The 23423-nt window shown below is 72.5% G+C and carries 18 protein-coding genes; 11 read left to right on the forward strand and 7 right to left on the reverse strand.

Annotated elements, in window-relative coordinates; translation table 11 throughout:
• The first annotated feature begins 233 nt into the window (after positions 1 to 233).
• A complete protein-coding gene (locus tag GA0070610_RS12210; RefSeq protein WP_231926088.1) occupies positions 234 to 4589 on the forward strand; it encodes a S8 family serine peptidase in 4356 nt (1451 codons plus the stop codon).
• A gap of 86 nt (positions 4590 to 4675) precedes the next feature.
• Here the strand turns inward: GA0070610_RS12210 and GA0070610_RS12215 are convergent, their stop codons facing one another.
• The 4 genes from GA0070610_RS12215 to GA0070610_RS31680 form a co-directional block, all read right to left on the reverse strand.
• Positions 4676 to 5176, reverse strand: coding sequence for a winged helix-turn-helix domain-containing protein (locus tag GA0070610_RS12215; RefSeq protein WP_089000143.1), 501 nt, complete (start codon positions 5174 to 5176; stop codon positions 4676 to 4678).
• 234 nt (positions 5177 to 5410) lie between these two features.
• Positions 5411 to 7216: a serine hydrolase domain-containing protein gene (locus GA0070610_RS12220; RefSeq protein ID WP_089000144.1), complete on the reverse strand. Its 1806-nt coding sequence runs from the start codon at positions 7214 to 7216 to the stop codon at positions 5411 to 5413.
• A 10-nt stretch (positions 7217 to 7226) separates the two neighbouring features.
• Complete coding sequence (locus GA0070610_RS12225) at positions 7227 to 9047, reverse strand: glycoside hydrolase family 3 protein (RefSeq protein ID WP_089000145.1); 1821 nt, start codon at positions 9045 to 9047, stop codon at positions 7227 to 7229.
• Positions 9048 to 9115: 68 nt separating this feature from the next.
• Entirely contained in the window at positions 9116 to 9250 is a 135-nt protein-coding gene (locus tag GA0070610_RS31680) for a hypothetical protein (protein WP_269458873.1), read from the reverse strand.
• On the opposite strand from GA0070610_RS31680, the gene GA0070610_RS12230 reads away from it, so the two are divergent.
• From GA0070610_RS12230 to GA0070610_RS31385, 3 genes are all read left to right on the forward strand, one after another.
• Positions 9249 to 9830 (forward strand): RNA polymerase sigma factor, encoded by a 582-nt coding sequence (locus GA0070610_RS12230; protein WP_157747128.1) that lies wholly within the window; start codon positions 9249 to 9251, stop codon positions 9828 to 9830. The genes GA0070610_RS31680 and GA0070610_RS12230 overlap by 2 nt on opposite strands.
• Complete coding sequence (locus GA0070610_RS12235) at positions 9823 to 10542, forward strand: hypothetical protein (protein WP_089000146.1); 720 nt, start codon at positions 9823 to 9825, stop codon at positions 10540 to 10542. Before GA0070610_RS12230 ends, GA0070610_RS12235 begins: the two co-directional genes overlap by 8 nt.
• A gap of 403 nt (positions 10543 to 10945) precedes the next feature.
• A complete protein-coding gene (locus GA0070610_RS31385; protein ID WP_231926089.1) occupies positions 10946 to 11263 on the forward strand; it encodes a hypothetical protein in 318 nt (105 codons plus the stop codon).
• A gap of 342 nt (positions 11264 to 11605) precedes the next feature.
• Here GA0070610_RS31385 and GA0070610_RS12245 read toward each other — a convergent pair whose 3' ends face one another.
• A complete protein-coding gene (locus GA0070610_RS12245) occupies positions 11606 to 12550 on the reverse strand; it encodes an alpha/beta fold hydrolase (protein ID WP_231926090.1) in 945 nt (314 codons plus the stop codon).
• Between the two features lie 423 nt (positions 12551 to 12973).
• Between GA0070610_RS12245 and GA0070610_RS12250 the strand changes: the two genes are divergently transcribed.
• Positions 12974 to 14479 carry an aminopeptidase P family protein gene (locus GA0070610_RS12250; RefSeq protein WP_089000149.1) on the forward strand — a complete coding sequence of 502 codons (1506 nt, stop codon included), beginning with the start codon at positions 12974 to 12976 and terminating at the stop codon, positions 14477 to 14479.
• Between the two features lie 73 nt (positions 14480 to 14552).
• On the opposite strand, the gene GA0070610_RS12255 is transcribed toward GA0070610_RS12250, so the two are convergent.
• Positions 14553 to 15935 (reverse strand): hypothetical protein, encoded by a 1383-nt coding sequence (locus GA0070610_RS12255; protein ID WP_089000150.1) that lies wholly within the window; start codon positions 15933 to 15935, stop codon positions 14553 to 14555.
• A gap of 982 nt (positions 15936 to 16917) precedes the next feature.
• Between GA0070610_RS12255 and GA0070610_RS12260 the strand changes: the two genes are divergently transcribed.
• From GA0070610_RS12260 to GA0070610_RS12285, 6 genes are all read left to right on the forward strand, one after another.
• Entirely contained in the window at positions 16918 to 17847 is a 930-nt protein-coding gene (locus GA0070610_RS12260; RefSeq protein ID WP_089000151.1) for an acetaldehyde dehydrogenase (acetylating), read from the forward strand.
• A complete protein-coding gene (dmpG, locus tag GA0070610_RS12265) occupies positions 17844 to 18854 on the forward strand; it encodes a 4-hydroxy-2-oxovalerate aldolase (protein WP_089000152.1) in 1011 nt (336 codons plus the stop codon). The genes GA0070610_RS12260 and dmpG overlap by 4 nt, the downstream gene beginning before the upstream one ends.
• A gap of 101 nt (positions 18855 to 18955) precedes the next feature.
• On the forward strand, positions 18956 to 19762 hold the full coding sequence (locus GA0070610_RS12270; RefSeq protein ID WP_089000153.1) for a cupin-like domain-containing protein: 807 nt from the start codon (positions 18956 to 18958) through the stop codon (positions 19760 to 19762).
• Positions 19762 to 21015, forward strand: a complete 1254-nt coding sequence (locus GA0070610_RS12275) for an 8-amino-7-oxononanoate synthase family protein (protein ID WP_089000154.1) — start codon at positions 19762 to 19764, stop codon at positions 21013 to 21015. Before GA0070610_RS12270 ends, GA0070610_RS12275 begins: the two co-directional genes overlap by 1 nt.
• Positions 21012 to 21881 carry an HpcH/HpaI aldolase/citrate lyase family protein gene (locus GA0070610_RS12280; protein WP_089000155.1) on the forward strand — a complete coding sequence of 290 codons (870 nt, stop codon included), beginning with the start codon at positions 21012 to 21014 and terminating at the stop codon, positions 21879 to 21881. Before GA0070610_RS12275 ends, GA0070610_RS12280 begins: the two co-directional genes overlap by 4 nt.
• Complete coding sequence (locus tag GA0070610_RS12285; protein WP_089000156.1) at positions 21878 to 22840, forward strand: ornithine cyclodeaminase family protein; 963 nt, start codon at positions 21878 to 21880, stop codon at positions 22838 to 22840. The genes GA0070610_RS12280 and GA0070610_RS12285 overlap by 4 nt, the downstream gene beginning before the upstream one ends.
• Position 22841: 1 nt before the next feature.
• On the opposite strand, the gene GA0070610_RS12290 is transcribed toward GA0070610_RS12285, so the two are convergent.
• Positions 22842 to 23336, reverse strand: coding sequence for a MaoC family dehydratase (locus tag GA0070610_RS12290; protein WP_089000157.1), 495 nt, complete (start codon positions 23334 to 23336; stop codon positions 22842 to 22844).
• Positions 23337 to 23423: the final 87 nt, after the last annotated feature.

The raw sequence follows: 23423 nt of genomic DNA on the forward strand, positions 1-23423 counted from the left end.
CCTAGTGACAAATTGCTTACGGCAAATTCTTGATCGTCCATTCTTGTCGATCATAGTGTCCAGACGGGCAGCCGGCGTGACCCGCGCGGTGCCTTGGGGGGCATGGAGGGGCCGGATCCCGATCATCCGAACGGAGACGGGCCAGCCCCTGCGCCCTCCACCATGGCTCGTTCCACTCTGGGTCGTTCTGGAGGAGGCACCACCGAATGTTCACACGTCCACCCACGAGGCGCTTGGCCAGATCCCTGGTCAGCGCCGGTGCGGCGATGATCCTCGCCGCGACAGGCCTGGCCGCGACCGGGTCAGGCGCACAGGCCTCCCCGTCCGACAAGATCCGGCCGGAGCTCACGAAGGAGCTCCAGGGCAAGACCGAGGGCGACTTCTGGATCCGCTTCAAGGACCGGGCCGACCTCGGCGAGGCCGCGGCGATCAAGGACTGGGCCAAGCGCGGGACCGCCGTCGCCGACGCACTGAAGAAGACCGCCGCCAACAGCCAGTCCAAGATCCGCGCCGAACTCGACGGCTCCGGAACGAAGTACGAGACCTTCTGGGCGACCAACGCGATCAAGGTCAGCGGCGGTTCGCTGACGATGGCGCAGAGCTTCGCCGCGCACGCCGAGGTCGAGGGCCTGTACGCCCCGGTCGCCTACGAGGTGCCCGAGGTCACCAAGGGCACCGACGAGAAGACGGTCAACGCCCTCGAGTGGGGCGTCGCGAACATCAACGCCGACGACGTCTGGTCCCAGTACGGCGTCAAGGGCGCCGGCATCACGGTGGCCAACATCGACACCGGCGTCCAGTTCAACCACCCCGCGCTGGTGAACTCCTACCGGGGCAACAACGGCGACGGCACGTTCGACCACAACTACAACTGGTTCCGCGCCGCCGGTTCCTGCGCCGCGCCCTGCGACACCAACGGCCACGGCACGCACACGATGGGCACGATGGCCGGCGCCGACGGTGCCAACCAGATCGGTGTCGCCCCCGAGGTGAAGTGGATCGCGGCCAACGGCTGCTGCCCCAGCGACGCGGCACTGGTCACGTCCGGGCAGTGGATGCTCGAGCCGACGGACCTCAACGGCCAGAACCCGGACGCCAGCAAGCGGCCGAACATCATCAACAACTCGTGGGGAACCACGCTGCCCTCCAACGACCCGTTCATGGAGGACGTGACGCTGGCGTGGACCGCGTCGGGCATCTTCGGTGTCTGGTCCAACGGCAACAGCGGTTCGGCGTGCCAGACCAGCGGCTCACCGGGCAGCCTGGTCAGCAACTACTCGGCGGGCGCCTACGACGTCAACAACAACATCGCCAGCTTCTCGTCCCGGGGCGCCGGCCAGAACGGCGAGATCAAGCCCAACATCGCGGCGCCCGGCGTGAACGTCCGGTCGAGCATTCCGGGCAGCGGCTACGCCAGCTACAACGGCACCTCGATGGCCGCCCCGCACCTCGCCGGCGCGATCGCGCTGCTGTGGTCCGCCGCGCCGGCGCTCGTCGGCGACGTCACCGCCACCCGCGCGCTGCTCGACGACTCGGCGACCGACAAGGCCGAGGCGCAGTGCGGCGGCACCGCCGACGACAACAACGTGTTCGGCGAGGGCCGGCTGGACGCGCTCGCACTGCTCAACGGCGCCCCGATCGGCGACAGCGGCACGCTGGCCGGCAAGGTCACCGACGCGACCACCGGCGCCCCGATCGCGGGCGCCACGGTGAGCCTGACCGGCGCCGCCGACCGCGAGCTGACCACCGGTGCGGACGGGACCTACTCGTCGCTGCTGCCGGTCGGCGACTACCAGGTCGCCGTGGCGGCGTTCGGCTACCAGGCGAAGACCGTACCGGCGGCGGTCGCCCGCAACGCGACCACGACGCTCGACGTGGCCCTGACCGCGGTGCCGAGCGTCACCGTCAGCGGAACCGTCACCGACGGATCCGGGCACGGTTGGCCGCTCTACGCGAAGGTCACCGTGGAGGGCCAGTCGGGCGTGTCCGACTACACCACGCCCGTCAACGGCCGCTACAGCCTCAAGCTGCCGGCCGGCAGCACCTACGACCTGAAGGTCGAGTCGCAGTACCCGGGCTACCAGACGGTGAACAAGCAGGTCGTGGTCGGCGCGGGCAACGCCACGGCCAACGTGGCGGTGCCGGTGCAGACCAACGCCTGCACCACGGCGCCGGGCTACCGGTTCGGCTCCGACGGTGAGTACGAGACCTTCGACGGCAGCACCGTGCCGGCCGGCTGGTCCGTGGTGGACCACGCGGGCAGCGGCCAGGTCTGGAAGTTCACCGACGACGGCGCCCGGGGCAACCTGACCGGGGGCACCGGCAACTTCGCGATCATCGACAGCGACGAGTACGGCTCCGGCGGCAAGCAGGACACCTCGCTGGTCAGCCCGGTCGTCGACCTGACCGGCGTCACGGCACCGGTCATCCGGTTCAACCAGGACTACAACTGGCTGGGCAGCGACCGCGCGGACGTCGACCTCAGCCTCGACGGCGGGACGACGTGGACCAACGTGCTCCGGCAGGCCGCCGACGTGCGCGGCCCGAAGGTCACCGAGATCGCCGTACCGCAGGCCGCCGGCCAGGCCCAGGCCCGGGTCCGGTTCCGCTACTACGACGCCTCGTACGAGTGGTGGTGGTCGGTCGACAACGTGCTGATCGGCAGCCAGCTCACCTGCGAGCCGATCGACGGCGGTCTGGTGCTCGGCCACGTCCGTGACAAGAACGACAACGGCTACGTCAACGGCGCCACCGTCACCAGCGACGACCGGCCGACGGAGAAGGCCACCACCGTGGCGACGCCGGACGACCCGGGGCTGGCGGACGGCTTCTACTGGCTGTTCTCGACGCTGACGGACACCCACAGATTCACCGCCCGGGCCGGCAGCTACGTCAGCCAGAGCAAGCAGGTCGACGTCCAGGCAGACTGGGCCACCGCGGCGAACTTCCAGCTCGCGGCCGGCCGACTGTCGGTCAAGCCGACCCAGGTCACCGGCTCGGCCCGGATGCCCAGCGGCAAGGTCACCAAGTCGTTCACGGTGACCAACACCGGCGGGGCCCCGGTCGCCGTCGAGTTCAGCGAGCGCGCCGGCGGGTTCGAGCTGCTGCGGGCCGACGGGTCCCGGATGAGCAAGCAGGAGGTGCTCGGCTCCCAGGGCGCGCCGGTGCAGCGGCTCGAGGTCCCGACCTCGTTCGCGGCGAAGACGTCCGGTAAGTCGACGGCGGCGGCGTCGCCCGAGGCCGGCCCGCAGGCCGCGCCCTGGACCGACATCGCCAACTACCCGGCCGTGGTGATGGACAACCGGGTGGTCAACCTCGGCGGCAAGGTGTACTCCATCGCCGGCGGCACCGGCTCGGCGTCCTCGGCGAAGAACTACGCCTACGACCCGGTCGCGCAGACCTGGACCGCGATCGCCGATCTGCCCGGTGCACGTACCGCCATGACGGTGGGCGTCCTGGACGGCAGGATCATCGCGACCGGCGGTTGGGCGGCGGCCGGCCCGGACGGCACCACCTGGTCGTACGACCCGGCGGCCAACACCTGGACGGAGAAGGCCGACAACCCGGCGCCGCGCTCCGCGGCGGGCCAGGCGGTCGCGGGCGGCAAGCTGTACGCCATCGGCGGCTGCACCACCGCGTCCTGCACGCCGATGTCGAACGACGTCGTGCGCTACGACCCGGCCGACGACAGCTGGGAGACCCTGGCCGACTACCCGAAGTCGGTGGCCTTCCTCTCTTGCGGCGGGATCGACGGCATCGTCTACTGCACCGGAGGCAACGACGGCTCCGCCGCGCAGAAGGCGAGCTACGCCTACGACCCGGGCGCCAACACCTGGACGGCCATCGCGGACGCGCCGGCCGACAACTGGGCCAGCTCGTTCGCCGTGGCCAACGGCAAGTTCCTGGTCGTCGGCGGCTCCCAGGGCGGTGCCATCACCAACGTCGGCTTCGCCTACGACCCGGCCACCTCCTCGTGGTCGAGCCTGCCGAACGCCAACACCGCCCGCTACCGTGGCGGCGCGGCGTGCGGCTTCTACAAGGTCGGTGGCTCCTCCGGCGGCTTCACCGCGACGCGGGACAGCGAGGCGCTGCCCGGCTTCGAGGAGTGCGCCGCCAGCACCGCCGACGTCAGCTGGATGACGATCGACAAGACGGCGGCCACCCTGGCGCCGGGCGAGGCCGTCACGGTCAACGTCGGCATGTCCGCGAACGTGGACCAGCCCGGCACGTACACCGCCTCGGTCGCCATCAAGGAGAACACCCCCTACACGGTGGAGCCGGTCGCGGTCACGCTGAACGTGCTGCAGCCGACGACCTGGGGCAAGCTGATGGGTACGGTCACCGGGACGAGCTGCCAGGGCGCCAGCTCGCCGATCCCCGGTGCCACCGTGCAGGTCGACTCGTGGGCGATGTCCTGGACGTTCGCCACGGACGCCGAGGGCAAGTACGCCTACTGGATGGACCGTCGGAACAACCCGTTGACGATGATCGTCGCCAAGGACGGCTGGAAGCCCCAGACCCGCCAGACGAGGATCAACACCGCCACCCCCACGGTGGAGGACTTCGCGTTGTCGCCCGTACGCTGCTGACCCCGACCGTCGGCTGACAGGTCCGGCCCGCCTGGTTTCCCACCAGGCGGGCCGGACCGCGTCGGCTGTCGAGGGAGGGCCCGTTCTCAGACCGGGGCGAGGCGGAAGCCGACCCCGCGGACCGCGTGGATCGACGCCGAGGCGTCCAGCCGGGCGAGCTTGTGCCGCACCCGGCGGACCACCGAGTGCATGTCGGAGCCCCGTCCGAGGTGCACGTTGCCCCAGACCTCCAGGTGCAGCCGTTCGTAGGTCCAGACCTGCCCCGGCGCGCCGACCAGGCAGCGCAGGAAGTCGTGCTCCAGCCGGGTCAGCTCGACCTCGCGGTCCAGCCAGCGCAGCACCCGCCGGTCGGAGTCGACGCTCAGGTCGGCTGGCGGCGGTGTCGCGGGTCCCGCCACGGGCCCGGTCGGCGCGGTGGGCGCCGTTGGCGCCACCGGGGGCGTCCCGGCGACGCCGAGGAACGTACGCGCCTGAGCGACGCTCGAGACGATGAGGAACGCCTCCGTCCCGCCGAGCAGACGCGCGAGCCGCCTGCGTTCGGCCGGCGAGGAGGCGATGCCGATGACCAGCGGAGCGACCCCCCTCATTCCCACCCCTTCCGGTGCCCCACCACGGCGGGACGGATCTCGCCACGACGCCGATCGACGGGTCCACTGACCCTAGTGACGTCGCGTCTCGCTGCGGTTAAAAACAGGGACATGTAGGCGTCCATAAATTGCTTGCATTTCCCGGTCGAAGTAGGGGCGGGGCCCTTCGGCGGCCGTGCTCGGCCACGTCGAACCGGGCGCGGGCGGACGCGGCCAGGGGCCCCGGCGACCGGGTCAGGTGCGGGCGGGCGACCAGCCGGCGGGAACGAGCCGGGCGGCGTCGCCGCCCTCGCCCGCGAAGAGGAGCCCGTCCCGGTCCGCCGCCACGATCCGGTCGACGTAGACGCCCCGGCCCTGGCTGGAGGCGTCGGTGGTGCTGCTGAAGCGCAGGTGGGTCGCCAGTTCGGGCAGCTCGACCGAGACCTGCCACCAGACCCGGCCGCCGAAGCCGGTGACCGTGCCGTCGCTGCTCCACCGCCGGTCCGAGTGGCGCAGCACCATCGGCGCCGGTGCCCAGGTCGTACCCCCGTCGGTGGAGACCTCCACGCGGGCGCTGTCGTAGCGGGGCTCGGTGTCGTACCAGAGCAGGAAACTGGCCGTGCCGCCCCGCGCCGCCCGACGCAGCGGGGCGGTGAGGGTGGCCGTGGCGAGGTCGCGCGGGTCGGCGCGCCAGGCCTCGCGGGAGCGGGGCCGCACCGGCACCGCCTCGGCGAGGTCGCGCGCGACGGCGCGCCGGGCGACGTTGTTGCTGCCCCAGCCGCGATCGGGGTGCACCCGGTTGCTGAGCAGGATGACGAACGAGTGGGAGAGGGGGTCGACGACGATCGACGTGCCGGTGAAGCCGGTGTGCCCGAACGCCACCGGGGAGGAGAGTCCCGCCATGTACCAGTGCTTGTCGAGTTCGAAGCCCAGCCCGCGGTCGCTCTCGGGATAGGCCTGCTCCAGCGGGGCGTTGTGGTTGATCAGCATGGCGCGCACCGTGTCGGGGCGCAGGATCCGTCGCCCACGGTACTCGCCGCCGTTGAGCAGGGTCTGGCAGAGCACGGCCAGGTCCGCCGCCGTGGAGAACACCCCGGCGTGCCCGGCCACCCCGCCGAGCGACCACGCGTTCTCGTCGTGCACCTCGCCGTGCACCATGCCCCGCCCGGCGTACGGCTGGTACTCCGTGGCGGCGATCCGTGGGCGCCGCTGCGGCCCCGGGTTGTAGCCCGTGTCGGTCATGCCCAGCGGCGCCGCGACGTCGTCGGCGACGAGCGCGTCCAACGGCCGGCCGCTCACCCGTTCCACCAGCACGCCCAGCGCGATCAGCCCGAGGTCGGAGTACACGTAGCGGGTACCGGGCCGCACGCCGGCCGTGAGCGGCGTGGCGAGCGCGGCGGCGAACCGTTCCGCCGGCGTGGCGTACCTGCTCCACAGTGGCGCGAAGGCGGGCAGCCCCGAGGTGTGGGTGAGCAGCATCCGTACGGTGACGGTCTCCTTGCCGCCGGCCGCGAACTCGGGGACGTACCGGGCGACCGGCGCGTCGAGGTCCACGCGTCCGCGCTCGACCTGCTGCATGGTTACGACGGCGGTGAACAGCTTCGACACCGAGGCCAGGTCGAAGATGGTGTCGGGCCGCATCGGGAGCTGCTGGTCGGCGGGGAGTTCCACCCCGACCAGCCCGGGCGGCGGCCCGACTGCCGCGTACCTCAGGGCGGAACCCACCGCGGCGTGCTGCACGACCACGCCGTCCTTGGCCGCCAGGACCACGGCACCGGCGTACGCGGGATGGCCGGGGTGGTCCGGCGTCGGGGCGAGGTACGCCGCCAGGTCGGCGGGCATGCGGTCCACGTGTTCCGGCAGCAGGCCGACCTCGCGGGCGTGCCCGGGGCGCAGCGTGTCGTGCCGGAAGTGGATGTCGGCGGGCGTGACGCTCGGCGGTGCCGAACCGGCCGGCGGCGGTGCGGCCCCGGCGGCCGTGGGGGCGAGGGCCGCGCCCGACACGGCCACGGCCAGGCCGAGCGCGAGGGGGCGCAGCGCGAGCGGACGCAGCGACGACATGGGTTGCCTCCTACCAGCTCGTGCCGTGGCCGTAGGGGTGCAGCACGGTGCCCGAGCCGTCGGCCGTGGCGATGGTGACGGGCAGTCGGCCACGGGGGGACAGCTCGCCGTGCAGCGCGCGGACGAGGGCGTCCATCGCCGCCCGCGTGTACGAGTAGGTCGCCAGGTAGGTGCTCACGCCCGGCAGGTACGCGATGTCGTAGGGATCCCGGACCGCGACCACCACCACGGGCCTGCCCGCGCCGAGCAGGGCGGCGACCAGCCGCTGCTGGGTGCCGCGTGGATCGGTGACGGCGGTGTCCCACGCCTTGTTGGTCAGCACGACGGTGAGATCGTGCTCGGCGGCCAGGGCGGCCGTCTCGGCGATCACCTTGTCCGACGGCAGGGTCGCGGGGCGGGCGGTCACCCGGGCGTCGCGGGCGGTGAATCCGCCGGCCACGGTCTCCACCGTCGCGAAGGCGGCGCTGTTCCAGCCCGTGACCAGCACCGAGCGCCGCCCGGGGCGAAGCGGCAGCAGCCCGGCGTCGTTGCGCACGGCGGTGAGGGTCGGGTCGGTGACCCGTGCCACGGCGGCGAGGTGCGCGGGCGCCCCGACCGTGCGTACGGCCTGCTCGACGTCGACCAGGGGTGAACGGGCCAGGCCCTGCCGGTACTTCAGCGCGAGGATGCGCCGGACCGACTCGTCGACGCGCCGCTCGGTCAGCTCGCCGGTGGCGACGGCCCGCAGCACCGCGTCCCGCGCCAGCCGCAGGTCCGGCGGCATCAGGAGTTGGTCGGCGCCGGCCTTGAGCGCCAGCACGGGCACCCGGTCGTCGCCGTACTTGCGCCGCACGGCGGCCATGTTCAGCGCGTCGGTGACGACGACTCCCCGGAAGCCGAGTTCGCCGCGCAGTACGCCGGTGAGGATCGTCGGGGACAGCGTGGCCGGGTCGCCGGAGGGATCGAGCGCGGGTACCACGATGTGCGCCGTCATGATCGATTCGACGCCCGCGTCGATGGCCCGCCGGAACGGTGGCGCGTCGATGCGGTCCCACTCCTGGCGGGTGTGGTCGATGACGGGCAGGTCGGTGTGGCTGTCGGTGGCCGTGTCGCCGTGCCCGGGGAAGTGCTTCGCCACCGCCGTCGCGCCGGCGCCGTCCTGGAACCCGGCGACCTGGGCGGCGGTCAGGTCGGCCACCAGGGTGGGGTCGGCGCCGAAGGACCGTACGCCGATCACCGGGTTGCCGGGGTCGACGTTGACGTCGGCGATCGGCGCGTACGGCTGGTGGATGCCGACCGCGCGCAGCTCGCGCCCGGTGATCTCCGCGGCCTCGCGTGCGGCCTGGGGCGAGCGCCCGGCCCCCAGGGCCATCGAGCCGGGGAACTGCGCGGCGGGAGCGGGCATCCGCAGCACCACGCCCTGCTCCTGGTCGGTGGAGATGAGCAGGGGCACGCGGCCCTTCGTGCCGTCGCCGACGGCGGCCCGCTGCAGTCCGTTGGAGAGGGTCGCGATCTGGCGCGGGCTGTCCAGGTTGTGCGACCACGAGAAGTAGCAGATGCCGCCGAGGTGGAACTGGTCGACGACCTCCGCCGGCGTCTCGACGCCGAACGCCGCGCGGTTGGCGGCGCGGTCGGCGGCCGTGGGCTCGGTGGCGTCACCGCCGTAGACGTAGGTGGCGAAGAGCTGGCCGACCTTCTGCGGCAGGCTCATGTGCCGCAGGGTCGAGGTGACCCAGCCGTGCTCGCCGCCGGGCGGGCGCTCGGCCGCGGGGGAGGCCTGGACGGGCGGCGGGGCGAGGGTGGTCGCCAGGGTGGCCACCAGGGCGGTCGCGGTAACGAGTTGGGCCTTCATCGACGACGACCTCTCAGTCCGGATGGCTGAAACTTAGCTACACATCGATGAATCGTCAAGAAGGTTTGCTACAGCACACCGGGGCCGACGCCGTCCGCCGCAAGGGCCGGCGGGGTGCGCACGGGGCCCGGCATCATCGGGCCGATGACGTCCGGCAGCGCGCGGTCGCCGAGGCGGAACCCGCAGGGCGCGGGCGGTGTCATGAAGGCGTCCCCACCGGAGGTACCCCTGAACGACGAAGACCTGGTCACCCGCGCCCGGACGGGCGACCTGACGGCGTACGAGCTCCTGGTCGCCCGGCACAGCACCGCCGCACACCGCACGGCGGTGCTGCTCGGCGCGGGTCCGGACGCGGAGGACGTCATCCAGGAGGCGTTCGTGAAGGGCCATCGCAAGATCTCCCGCTACCGGGGCGAGTCGTCGTTCCGGGCCTGGCTGTTGGCGATCGTGGCCAACGAGACCCGCAACCTGCACCGGTCGCGCAGCCGGCGCGACGGTCTCGCCCTGCGCGCGGCCGCGGCGGACCCGCGTACGGACGTCGGCGAGGACGCCGCCGTCGAGACCGTCCTAGCGGGGGAGCGGCGCGCCGCGTTGGTCCGGGCCCTGCGCCTGCTGCCGGTCAAGGACCGCGAGGTGATCGTGTGCCGGTTCTTCCTCGATCTCAGCGAGGACGAGACCGTGGCGATGCTGGGCTGGCCGCGCGGCACGGTGAAGTCGCGCACCTCCCGGGCGCTGGCGAAGCTTCGCGGCCTGCTCGACGTGGCGGAGGTGCGCCGTGGATGACCTCGAACGCGAACTGAGGGACCTGTCCGCCTGGCTCGAGACGCCCGAGCCGCCCGACGTGACCGCCCGGGTGCGCGCCCGCCTCGCCGCGCCAGCGCCGAGGCGACGTCGCTGGCGCCACCTGCTCGCCGGGGCGCTCGCCGTCGCGGTCGTGGCGGTGCTGCCGCCGGGCCGCGCCGCCGTCGCCGACGCCGCCGCCGGGCTGCTGCGCTTCGCCGGCATCACCGTCGCCGCCAGCCCCGAGCCGACGCCTCCCACGGGCGCCGCCTCGCCGCTGCCGGCGCAGCGGCCCGTGCCCGTGGCCGAGGCGCAGCGCGGGGTGCGCTTTCCCATCCGTACGCCGAAGATGCTGGGCCCGCCCGAGCGGGTGCTGGTCGCCGACCCGGACGGCGAGGGCTTCCACCGCGTGGCGACCCTGCTCTACCGCGGGGGCGCGCTGCGCCTCGACGCCTTCGACGGCCGTCTCGACCTGGTCTTCCACAAGGAGACCACCGCGCCGGGAGCCACCTGGGTGCAGGTGAACGGCGACTTCGCCGTCTGGATCGACGCCCCGCACGCCGTGTCCTACGTGGACCGCGACGGCGCCGTCCGGGTTCAGACCGCGCGCCTCGCCGCGTCGACCCTGATCTGGCAGGAGGCCGGCGTGAGCTACCGGCTGGAGGGCGACCTCACCAGGCCCGAGGCGCTCGAGATCGCCCGCTCGCTGGGTTAGGGCGCGTTTTGCCCCGCCGGCCGTCGAGGATCCGGCACATTGGTCCCGGTTCATGGAACGGACCGTAGGAGTGATCGTCCTGTGCCGGTCCGGGAGCGGATTCGGCGAGCCGATCCCGTGGCCTGCGCCGGGAACCACGGGGAGCCGGCCGGTGTCCTGACTGTGCACACACGAGTGGGACGTCGGGAGGCATGGGATGGGTGCAGGACGCGGGGTGTCGCTGGCAATGGTGCTGTTGTTGGCGGGGTGTACGACGGCGGGGCGGCCGGCCGCGCCGGCCGCCTCCCCGGATCGCACGGCGCCGACGGGCGCGGCGTCGGCTGCGCCCCCCGGCTGCGGCTCCCGGGTGCAGACGGGGCCGCTGCCCGACTGGGCGGACGCCGGGTTCAGCGGGAGTACCCGGATGCCGCACGTCCTCGGCGCGAGCGGCGAGATCGTGGCGATCCTGTTCGGGCAGCCGCTGACGACGGTCAGGAGGAACGGGACGAACAACAAGATCCTCTGGGTCGCCCGCCCCACCACGACACCCCCCGCCGTGGCCACGGCGGATCCCCTGCGGATCACTGCCACCCTGGACGGCACCGGAACCCGGGTGACCCGGGAGGTCGCCGGCGGCCCGGGCCCGTCGACCGTGGACATGCCGCAGGCCGGCTGCTGGCGCCTCGAACTGCGCTGGTCGGGCCGGACCGACGTGATGGACCTCGGCTACGAGGACGGCTGACCCCGGCGGGCGGCCCGGGTCGGGGCCGTGCCCCCGTCCCCAGCGGCCAGTTCGAGCGCGCCGGGGCGATGTCGACCGCCACCATCCGGGCCCCGCACGCCACCGCGATCATCACGGCGGAGAGCCCCACCCCGCCGCAGCCGTGCACCGCGACCCACTCGCCGGCCGCGACCCGCCCCTGGCCGACCACGGCCCGGAACGCCGTGGCGAAGCGGCACCCGCGGCCGCGACGCCGCGGGCGGGCGGACCGCGACGCGGAGCGCGGCGGGAAGCGACCGGGGCGGGCGGTGTCGCCACCGCCCGCCCCGGGTCGCCCTCGCGGTACGCGTGGACGGGCTCCGGTCAGGGGGCGCAGCCGGTGAGGTCGGGGCTCGCCGGGGTGCCGGTGGCGGGTCCGAAGAACAGCAACGCGCAGGCGCTGAAGAAGGCGGGGTTCTCCTCGGGGATCCAGTGGCCGGTGTCGGGGGCGACGACGGTACGGACGTCGGCGGCCACCTGCTGGAAGGAGGCGGCGACGGCCGGCCCGAAGACGGCCTCGGCCCCCATGGCCAGCACCGGCATGGTCAGGCGCTTCGCCTGCGCCTGGGCCTGGTTGTCGGCGGCGTCGGCCTTCATCGCCCGGTAGTACTCGTATCCCGCCGTCCGCCTCGCCGGGTCGGAATACGCGCGGTAGTAGACGCTGCGGTCGATCGCCTCCGGATGCTGCGTGCGGTCGAAGAGCATTCCGAGATAGGTCGGGACGTCCTCGTTGTCCATGATGCGCTCCGGGATGGGCGCGGGCGAGGCGTTGAAGAGGAAGTGCCAGCTGACGCCGTAGAAGTCCTCCAGCCCGAAGCCCGGCAGCGGGCTTTCGACGACGCCGATCCGGCTGACCTCCGTGGGAAAGTCGCGGGCGTAGTTGTAGGCGACCATCGCACCGAGGTCGTGACCGATCAGGGCCACCCGGGTGAAGCCGAGTTGGTTGACCGCCTGGCGGATCCGTCGCGCCGTGGTCGCCTTGTCGTAGCCGCCGGCCGGGACGGCGGAGGCACCCAGGCCGGGCAGGTCGAACGTGATCACGGTGTGCTGCCGGGCAAGGGTGGGCAGCACCTCGTGCCACGACCACGACGTCTGCGGCCACCCGTGCAGCAGCACCAGCGGCGAGCCGCTGCCGGTCACGGTGTAGCGCAGGGTGGCGCCGTCGACCGTGACGTTGCCCTGGCGTACGGCCTGCACGCCCACGCTCGCCGGGGCGGCGGGCTCCGGCGCGGGCGCGACGGCGGCAGCCCCGGCGCCGGCCCCGCCCACGAGCGCCACACCGACGGCCGCCGCGACGGCGATCCGCCCGAGGCGACGACGCGAACCACGGCCGGTAACCTGTTCTGTCGCAGAATTCGACGCAGACAATTGCATGGGCACTTCGCTTTCCGTGAGTTGGCGACCAGATCGGACGGTCGGATCATCAAACAAAGCGGAAACGGCGGCTTTCACCAGCGCGCTTGGCAGGCCGATCGAACGGCTGCGGAAAGGTTACAACGGATGTCAAGGCATCGATCGATTGTGGCGTTTCGTCAAAAATGCCTCGGCCCGTGCCGCCGACACAAACGTCGATACCCGCGCCCGCGCGGGACGTGCCGCGGTGACGACCGTGCCGGCGGGCGCCTCCGGGGGCGCGGTGAGGGGTTACGGCGGCTTTGCCGACGCTTCGCGCCGCGTGGCAGGATATCGACCATGACAAGCGACGAGCAGGTGAAAGCCAGCCACCGCAACACCCCGACGAGCGACGAATTTCGCGCTTTCATCGCCTCCGGTTGGGCCAGTCCGGATGCGGCACCTGTCCCGCGCGCGGAGGTCGCCGACCACGCGGCCCGTCGCCGGGCGGCCTTGTCACGGCGGTTCCCGGGCGAGCGCCTCATCATCCCCGCCGGCGGCCTCAAGGTGCGCAGCAACGACACCGACTACACGTTCCGTCCGCACACGGCCTTCGCCTGGCTGACCGGCCTCGGATTCGACACCGAGCCCGACAGCGTCCTGGTGCTGGACCCGAAGCCCGACGGCCACGAGGCCATCCTGTTCTTCCGGCCGCTGGCCCCGCGCGACAGCGAGGAGTTCTTCGCCGACTCCCGGTTCGGCGAGTTCTGGGTCGGGCCCCGCCCCACCATGCGCGAGCTGGAGCAGCGCCTCGGCCTCGGCACCCGGCACATCGACTCGCTCCCGGACGTCCTGGCCAAGGACGCCGGCGCGACCGTGGTGCGTGTCGTGCGGGGGGCCGACGGCGAGCTGGCCCGGCTCGTCGACGAGACCCGGGCCCAGGCGGAGACGCCCGCGTCGGTCACGCAGCAGCACGAGGCGGACGAGGAGCTGGCCCGCCACCTGTCGGGGATGCGACTGTGCAAGGACGAGTGGGAGGTGGGCGAGATGCGCAAGGCGATCGCCGCCACCCACCGGGGCTTCGAAGCGATCATCGCCGGGCTGCCCGAGGCCGTCGGCAAGGAGCGCGGCGAGCGGTGGGTCGAGGGCCTCTTCGGCCTGTACGCCCGCCACGACGGCAACGGGATCGGCTACGAGACGATCTGCGCCTCCGGCGACCACGCCAACACGATTCACTGGACGAAGAACACCGGGCCGGTCCGCGAGGGCGACCTCATCCTGGTGGACGCCGGCGTCGAGGTCGACTCCCTCTACACGGCCGACATCACGCGTACCCTGCCGGTGACCGGCCGCTTCACCGACGTGCAGCGCAAGATTTACGAGGCGGTCCTGGAGGCGCAGGAGGCCGGCCTGGCGGCGGTGAGGCCGGGCAACAAGTTCAGCGACATCCACGCCGCCGCGAACGTGGTCATCGCCCGACGGCTGCACGAGTGGGGCCTGCTGCCGCAGGGGGTGACCCTCGAGCAGACCCTGGACCGCGAGCAGGGCGGCTGGCACCGGCGCTGGATGGTCCACGGCACGTCCCACCACCTCGGCATGGACGTGCACGACTGCCAGATGCTGCTGCGCCAGGACTACATGGACGGCGAGCTCAAGCCCGGGATGATCCTCACCGTCGAGCCCGGCCTCTACTTCAAGGCCGACGACCTGCTGGCGCCGGAGGCGTTCCGCGGCATCGGCGTGCGTATCGAGGACAACGTGCTGGTCACCGAGGACGGCCACGAGAACCTGTCGGCGGCCATGCCGCGTACCGCCGACGACGTCGAGGCCTGGATCGCCCGGGTGCGCTCCGGCGCGGCTGTCTGAGCCACCGCGTACTGCCGGCCGGCACGCGCGGGCGCTCGACGCCCGCGCGTGCCGGCCCTTCGCGCCGGGGCGCTCAGCCGCCGTGGAAGGTGCAGCCGATCCGCGCGCCGCCGGCCATGCTGACCACGCCTACGCCCGGATCGGTGCTGCCGCGCACGAGGCAGCCGGCGTACCCGTCCTCGTCGACGATATCCCGGTCGGCCAGATAGACCCCCCAGTTGAGGTAGAGCTCCCGCACCCCGCCGGCGCCGTCGGGGAACGGTTCGGCGGCGGGCCGGACCCGGCGTTGCAGCACGAACGGGCCGTCGACCGCGGCGTCGAGCCGGGCCCGCCACTCGTGGTCGCTCACCGTCCAGCCGGCCAGCACGCCGTTGCCGCCGTGCAGCAGCGTCGGCTTGAGGATCAGCTCGTCCTGCCGGGCCCGGGCGTACGCGAGCAGGTCGACCTCGGCCCCCTCGGGATCGGTGCCGCGCGGGCGCACGTGCCGGGTCCACGGCAGGAGCCGGTCGAGGCAGGCCAGCTCGTCGGCGTCGAACAGGCCCCGGTGCCGGTCGTCGGAGAGCATGGCCAGGGTGCCCTTGTTGCCGTACAGTTCGGCGTCCAGGCGGCTGAGCAGGCCGACCTTCTCCTGCTCCACGGCGACCATCAGCGGCTCCACCTGGGCTGTCACCGCCGGGTCGGCCAGATCCTCGGGCAGGAAGTACCGCAGGACCACGTCGACGGCGCGGCCCGCCACCGTGGGCCGGCCCTGCAGGTACGTGAACTGGCCGAGGTGGCAGCCGATCGCCTCGACCCCGTGTCCGGCGAGCATCTCGGCGAGCACATCGAGCCGGCTCCCGACGATCGGGAAGTTCTCGATCGTGTCGACCACGGCGACGACGGGCGGCCGGTCGGCGGGGATCATCGCGGCGCACTCGGCGTACATCGTCCGCACGATGCAGCCCAGCGTGTCCCGGTACCCCAACCGGTGCTCGTCGGCGAACTGCCGCAGCGGCGGGTACGCCAGCATCGCCCGGTTGATGTCGGCGCTCTCGAAGCCGCCGAGCGCACTGGTGATGTTGAACTCGAGCAGGCGGAAGCCCGCGCCGTCGTGGTAGAGGTCGGCGCGGCCCAGCGGAACCAGCGAGCCGGCCCGGGCGCCGCGCGTGATCAGCGCCGTCTGGCGCGGATCCATGCCGACGGCCCGCGCCAGCGCGGTGAGGTCGCCGTCGAACACCCGCTCCGGCAGGGCGCGCAGCAGGTCGTAGACCGTGCGCAGGTCCCGGGCGACGGCTCGGCTCTCGGCCGTACCGAGGAAGGCGGGGCCACTCATGAACCGGTCCCGGTAGGGCTCGAGGGTGGCCGATTCCCGGGCGGCGGCGGTCGGGTCCTCCGCCGACGCGCTGCGGGCGAGGTGCTCGACGTACGCGCGGCCCAGGGGTGACCTGTCCACTGCGGGCGGCCGGGTGGTCGTCATGGTGTGTCCTCTCGGGGCGGGTGGTGCGTCCGGTTCCGCTCGGGCGGGGCCGGCGGGAGCGCGGCGGCGACGGGCATCTGCCGCGGATCGGGCTCCGCCGACGGGCGTGGGTCGACGTTTAGTCGGATGCCCTTTCCATCCGCCGATCCACCGCCGCCGACAATCGGGCGGACCGTCGGGAAATGCCGGCAGGTGGTGCTGACGAAGATGGTCGCAAATGGTCGTGGCGGAGTCGACGCCGCAGTACCGCCGATGCGGCTGCGGGCGCTTGCGCGACAACCGGGGACGGTGCTGTTCGCGAAAAGAGCAGGACGGACGAACTGTCCGAAGCCGCACCGGAGCACGGGTGCACGAAGGGTCGACATCGCGGCACCCGCTACCGGGGAAGGGTTCTGTGACGACCAGCACTCCAGCGTGGACTGTCGCGAGAGTGACCCATCAGTCAGGTCCACCCGGCGTGACCATCTGATAGCTTCGATGCGGCGGATCGCTGCGGCTGACGGGAGTCGCAGAGGCCCCATTGTTTGTCGTGCATGTAGACGGGGGCTTCTTCGGTTATTACGTCGAGACTTCTGAGATCAAGCTATATGTCCGATTGTTGCTCGACGACGCGACAGTTCCGGCCCGACGGAAACCGCCGAACGACTCCCGGTCACGACGTGTGCCGACGCACTCCGGCCTATTCGTCTGCCGACGACCCACCGACCGCGACGCCGCGAGGCTGGCCGCGCCGCGGTGGCGTCGCGCGGGCCGACCGGGCGTGCGGGCCCGAGGCCGACACGCGCACGGCGGCACCGGGACGCCGGCCCCACGCACCCGGTCACGTGCCGCCGGCGCGAGGTTCCGCCGGGCCGGCGCACATCGACATGGTGAGGACGACGCACATGAGAACCTACGACCCGGGCACCGCGAGCCCCGCGACCCGCCGCGCCCCCGCCCGGCGGCCGCGGACCGGCTGGCTCCGGCGCCCTGGAGGCACGCCTTGAGTCTCGCACCGGACGTGACCGACGCCGAGGTCGGCGTCCTCGGGCCCGCCACCGTCGCCGTCGTCGGCACCGGGGCGATCGGCCAGGACCTGATCAGCAAGATCCACCGATCCCCGCTGCTCGACTGCCGCCTGGTGGCCGGGCGCAACCCGGACTCGGCGGGCCTGCGGCACGCCGAGCGGTTCGGCTACCCCGTCACGGCCGCCGGGATCGACGCCGTACTGGCGGCGGAGACCGGGTTCGACGTGGTGTTCGACGCCACCAACGCGGCCTCCCACCTGCGCCACTGGTCGCTGCTGGAGCCGCTGGGCACGCTGGTGGTCGACCTGACGCCCAGCCGGGTGGGCCAGATGGTGGTGCCGACCGTGACCGGGGTGGAAGCGACGACCGGGCGCAACGTCAACCTCATCAGCTGCGGCGGCCAGGCGTCCATCCCGGTCGCGCACGCGCTCGCGGCCCGTTTCCCGGTGAGCTACATCGAGGTCGTCTCGACGGTGGCCAGCGACGTCGCCGGCCGCGGCACGCGGTTGAACCTCGACGAGTACGTGGCGACCACCCGGCACGCCGTCACGACGTTCTCGGGCGTGCCCGACGTCAAGGCGATCCTCAACATCAGCCCGGCGGTGCCGCCGGCGACCTTCCGGACGGCCGTGCACGCGCGGATCCCCGGCGCCGACGTCGAAGCGGTGCGCGCGGCGGTGGAACCGGTGGCCGAGCAGGTGCGCTCGTTCGCCCCCGGCTACGCCGTGACCGCCTGCACCGTCGTCGACGACCGGGTGACGGTCGCCCTGCAGGTCACCGCCCACAGCGACGTCCTGCCCCGGTACGCCGGCAACCTCGACATCATCAACTCGGCCGCCATCCTGGTCGCCGAGCAGCACGCGGCCCGGCGGGGCCGGGCGGCCCGGACGGAGGCGCTCCGATGAGCGACGTCGTGATCCACGACCCGACGCTGCGCGACGGCCAGCACGCGGTACGCCACCAGCTCGGGGCCGTCGCCCTGCGCCGGTACGCCGAGGCGGCGGACACGGCGCGGATCCCGGTGGTGGAGGTCGGCCACGGCAACGGCCTGGGCGCGTCGTCGTTGCAGGTCGGGCAGGCCGCGGTGAGCGACGACGAGATGCTCTCGACGGTCCGCGAGGCGCTGCGACACAGCCGGATGGGCGTGTTCATGCTGCCGGGCTGGGGCACCTCCGACGACCTGCGGCGCGCGATCGGCCACGGCGCCGACGTCGTACGCATCGGTGTGCACGCCACCGAGACGTCGCTCGCCGAGCGGCACCTCGACGTCCTGCGCGAAGCCGGCGCCGAGGCGCACTGCGTGCTGATGATGAGCCACATGGCGTCCCCCGGCGAGCTGGCCGAGCATGCCGCGCGGGCCGTCGGCTACGGCGCGCAGGCGGTCGGGATCATGGACTCGGCGGGTCACTTCCTGCCCGCCGACGTGACCGAGCGGATCGGTGCGATCGCCGCGGCGGTCGACACGCCGGTGATCTTCCACGGCCACGACAACCTCGGCATGGCCGTGGCCAACTCGGTGGCCGCGGCGCAGGCCGGCGCCGGGATCATCGACGGTTGCGCGCGGGGCTTCGGGGCCGGTGCCGGCAACACCCAGCTCGAGGTGCTCGTGCCCGTGCTGGAGCGCAGCGGCTTCGCCACGGGCATCGACCTGTACGCGCTCCTCGACGCCGCCGACCTGGCGGAGCGCGAACTCATGCCCGCCCCTCCGGTGACCGCCTCGATGTCCATCGTGAGCGGTCTGGCCGGGGTCTTCTCGGGCTTCAAGCACCGGGTGGTCGAGCTGTCCGGCCGCGCCGGCGTCGACGCGCGCGACGTGTTCTTCGAGCTCGGCCGGCGGCAGGCCATCGCCGGCCAGGAGGACCTGATCGTCGACGTGGTGGCGGAGTTGAGCGCGCGCAGGGCCGTCACGTGACCGGCCGCGCACCGCGGCCCTCAGCAGCGAGGAAAGGCGACATGGGAGTTTCGGACGCAGTGTCCAGTGCGAACGGGTCGGCGGGTGTCCCCGTGGCCCGCATGACGTTCGACGAGTTCATGGCCGTGGGCCCCGGCGGCCTGTTCAAGGCCGACGTGCCCGTGGTGATCGCGCTGCCGCCCGACGTGCAGGGGCTCGGCCGCGACGGCGTGGCGAGCCGGCTGGCCGAGATGACCGTCACCCTGTTCACCGAGCCGGGCGACAAGAACCACCCGGGGCGCTGGGAGACCCGCGACATCAAGCTGCGCGACTTCTTCGCCGACGAGCGCCACCTCACCACCGCGGGCACGTGGCACCGGGTGGTGTCGAACATCCGCAACAGCCCGGCGGACGTGAACGCCGTCATCGGCTTCGACGCGGAGAAGTTCTTCGGCTACGGCGACTCGCTGTACGCGGCGAACCTGTGGATCAGCCACCGCGGCGTGTTCACCAAGAACCACTTCGACGAGTTCGAGAACTTCAACATCGCGCTGGAGGGCCGCAAGCGTTTCATCATCGCCCCGCCCGGCTCCCGCGAGTACTACCCGCGCTCCGTGCTGCGCGGGTTCGGGGACAAGTCCCAGGTGTTCGACCTGGACAACGTCGACCTGGCGCGGTTCCCGCGGCTGGCGCCCAAGCTCGCCCAGCGTCGCGACTTCGTCCTCGAACCGGGTCACATGCTCTACCTGCCGCTCGGCTGGTGGCACCAGGCCGAGTCGCTGGACGAGATGAACATCAACGTCAATTTCTGGCTGAAGTCGAAGAAGATCCTCCGCAGGCCGCACGCGCTCGGCGTCGCGCTGTACACGTACGCCTACCGGAGGGTCAAGGGTGTCTACAGCTACAAGCCCACCGAGGTGAACTCCTGATGAGCGAGCGCAAGACCATCACCCCCACCCACCGCTACCGCAACAACGACAAGCTCATCGGTGTGGGGAACACCTTCTGGAACATGTCCGAGGAGCACGGGGTCGCCGGCATCGTCGGCGACCTCTCCGACGGCGTGTTCCGGATGGCCGACGGCCACGAGTTCGTCAACTTCACCGTCTGCTCCTACCTGGACCTGGACACCCACCCGAAGGTGATCGACGGGGCCGTCGCCGCGCTGCGCCGCTTCGGCGTACTGGACCACTGCATCCCGCGTACCCGGGTGCAGACGTCGGTGCTGCTGGAGCTGGAGGAGTCGCTGGGCGAGCTGTTCGACGCGATGGTGATCAGTGCGATCTCCACGGCGGCGGCCAGCACCGGCCTGCTGCCGCTGATCGCGTCGGGGCACCTCGGCAACGGCACCCGCCCGCTGATGGTCTTCGACAAGAACGCGCACGTCTCGATGGCCAACGCCAAGCCGAACTGCGCCGACGAGACCGAGGTCGTCACCTGCCGGCACCACGACCTCGACTACCTCGAGGACATGTGCCGCACCTACGAGCGCGTCTGCTACGTCGTGGACGGCTCGGACAGCCTCGGCGGCTACGCGCCCGTCGAGGAGCTGGCCGTCTTGCAGGACAAGTACAACATGCTGGTCTTCTACGACGACTCGCACTCGCTGTCGGCGTACGGCGAGCGCGGCATCGGCTACGTCCGCTCGCACTGCCCGGTGCGCGACGACCGGACCATCACCGTCGCGACCCTGAGCAAGGGCTTCGGGGCGGGCGGCACGGCCATCCTGCTCGACGGCTTCCCGCAGGAGACGCGGCGCATCGTCGAGCGCTTCGCGGGGCCGCTGGGCTACTCGCAGAAGATGAACGCCGCCGCGGTGGGCGCCGCGCTCGCCTCGGCCGAGATCCACCGCACCGAGGAGCTGACCCGGTTGCAGGGGCGGCTGCGGTCCAACATCGCGCTGTTCGACTCGCTGCTCGCCACCGAGCAGTCCGGCAGCACGTACCCGATCCGGGTCGTGCCGATGAGCGACGAGACAGTCGTCGAGGCGGCCCAGCGCGTCTTCGCGGCAGGGTTCTACACCTCGCCCGTGTTCTTCCCGATCGTCGCCCGCGGCACCGCCGGCCTGCGGGTCATGCTGCGCGCGGGCCAGACCGCGGAGCAGATCACCAGGCTGTGCTCCGTGCTCGTCGAGGCCGGCGCCCGCCCGGCCGCTGCGCGGCCCGAGCCGGTGACCCCGTGACCGGCGCCGCGCGGGCCATCCCGCGCAGCATCCTCTACACCCCGGCGCTGTCGCTGGACCGGGTCGTCAAGGCGTGGTCCTACGACGCGGACGTGCACCTGATCGACCTGGAGGACTCCGTACCGGCGGCCGAGAAGCCGGCCGCCCGCACCGTCTGCCGGGCCGCCCTGGAGAAGGCGCCCCGGCCGGAGAACGTCGCGGTCCGCATCAACCAGCTGGGCAGCGTCGCGGCGGTGCAGGACCTGGTGGCCCTCACGGAGTCCCCGGTGCGACCCGGCATCGTCATGATGACGATGGTGACGTCGGCGGCCGAGGTGGCCCTGGTGCGTCAGATCCTGGCCTCCGCCGAGGCGCATCCGGAGATCTACGTGACGGTGGAGACGGTGGAGGCGGTCGCGGAGATCGACGCGATCGCCGGGGCCAGTGACGGGCTGGTGCTCGGCTCGGCCGATCTGGCCGCGACGCTCGGGGTCGAGATCACCTGGGAGGCGATGCTCGCCGCCCGGCAGGCGATGGCGCTGGCCTGCGCGCGGCACGGCACCGCCTGCATCGACACCGCCAACTTCCGGCTCGCCGAACCGGCCGTCCTGGCGCAGGAGACCGCCCGGGTGCGGGCGCTCGGCTTCCACGGCAAGGCGACGGTGCATCCGAGCGAGCTCGACGAGATCAACCGGGTGCTGCGTCCCCAGGTCGACGACCTGCGCCTGGCCCGCCGGGTGGCCGAGGCCGTACGGGCGGCCAACGGCGGGATCGCCGTGCTGGACGGCAACATGGTCGGCCCGCCGTTCGCCCGGATGGCCCGCGCCACCGTGGCGCGCGAGGACGCCTGGGCCGCCCGGTTCGACACCGGCGGGGCTGCCGGATGACCGGGCCGGTCACGGTCGACGCCGCGCAGATGGCGGGCACGTCCCAGCTGGTGCGGGTGATCGACGCCCTCGGCGAGATGTTCGTGGATCTGGCGGCCGGTCGGACCGACTCCCCGGCACGTACCGTCATCGAACACGGCCCCCAGCGGGTCCTGCTGGTCAGCCCGGCGGTCTGGGAGCGGCGCGGGGTGGGCAGTGTCAAGATCACCACGCTGACCCCCGACAACCCCGCACGCGGTCTGCCGCTGATCCACGGGGTCGTCGCCCTGACCGACCTGACCACCGGGCAGATCACGGCCCTGCTGGACGGCGCCGAGCTGACCGCCGTCCGCACCGGTGCGGTCGCCGCCCTGGCGACCCGCTGGTGCGCCGCCGAGGACGCCGAGGACCTCGCGGTCATCGGCGCGGGGGTGCAGGCGCGGGCCCTGGTGAGCGCGGTGGCGGCGGTGCGCCGGATCCGCAGCGTACGGGTGTTCTCGCGCACCCGGCAGCGGGCCGAGCGGTTCGCCGACTGGGTGCGCGACGCGGTGCCCCACCCGGTGCACGCGAGCGTCTGCGACAGCGCCAAGGCCGCCGTCGCGGACGCGGCGATCATCTGCACCGCGACGTCCACCAGCGACAACACCCCACTGGTCGAGGCGGACTGGGTGGCGCCCGGGGCGCACGTCAACGTCATCGGCGGCACCCACCCGGACGCGATCGAACTCGACCCGGCCCTCCTGGCCGACGCCCTGGCGGTCGTCGAGGACCGGAGCGCGGCGCTGGAGGGCGCCGGCGAGGTGCGGGCCGCCCTGGCCGCCGGGCTGATCGGCGTGGACGACCTGCGCGAGCTGGGCACGCTGGTCGGCGGCGAGGTCCGCGCCGACGGGCGGACCTCCGTCCTGCGTACGGTCGGGATGGCCATCGAGGACACCGCCGCCGCCGTGGCGCTGCACGAGGGGGCGACGCCCGTGGCGTAGGTCAGGAGGCGCTCTCCCGGCAGCGGACCATGAAGGAACGCTCGAAGACGATGACCGTCTCGCCGGTGGACTTCGTGCCCGTCGTCTCCACCGTGACGATGCCCTGACCGGGCCGGGAGCGGCTCAGGCGCTTGTCGAGGATGCGGCTGGTGGCGTACAAGGTGTCCCCGACGAACACCGGCTCGCGCAGGCGGACCTTGTCCCAGCCCAGGTTCGCCACCGCCCGCGCCGACAGGGCCTGCACGGTCATGCCGCCGACCAGGCACAGGGTGATCCCGCTGTTGACGAGCACCCGCCCGTACTCGCTGCCGGCGCCGTAGTGCTCGTCGAAGTGCAGCGGGTGCTGGTTCATGGTGAGCAGGGTCAGCCAGGTGTTGTCGGTCTCGGAGATGGTGCGGCCCGGCCAGTGCCGGATCACCATGCCGGGCTCGAAGTCCTCGTAGTCCCCGCCGTGCTCCTCGCGGTACTCGTTGCCCTGCACATGACGCAGTGTCATCGACAGCTCTCCCCGTGTCGGGTGTGGACGAACCGGCGCGGTCCCCGTCGGACGTGAATGTTAGTCTATGTCGATCTTCGTTTCGGA

Source organism: Micromonospora echinofusca, assembly GCF_900091445.1.
In the GTDB taxonomy this organism is placed as follows: Bacteria; Actinomycetota; Actinomycetes; order Mycobacteriales; family Micromonosporaceae; genus Micromonospora; species Micromonospora echinofusca.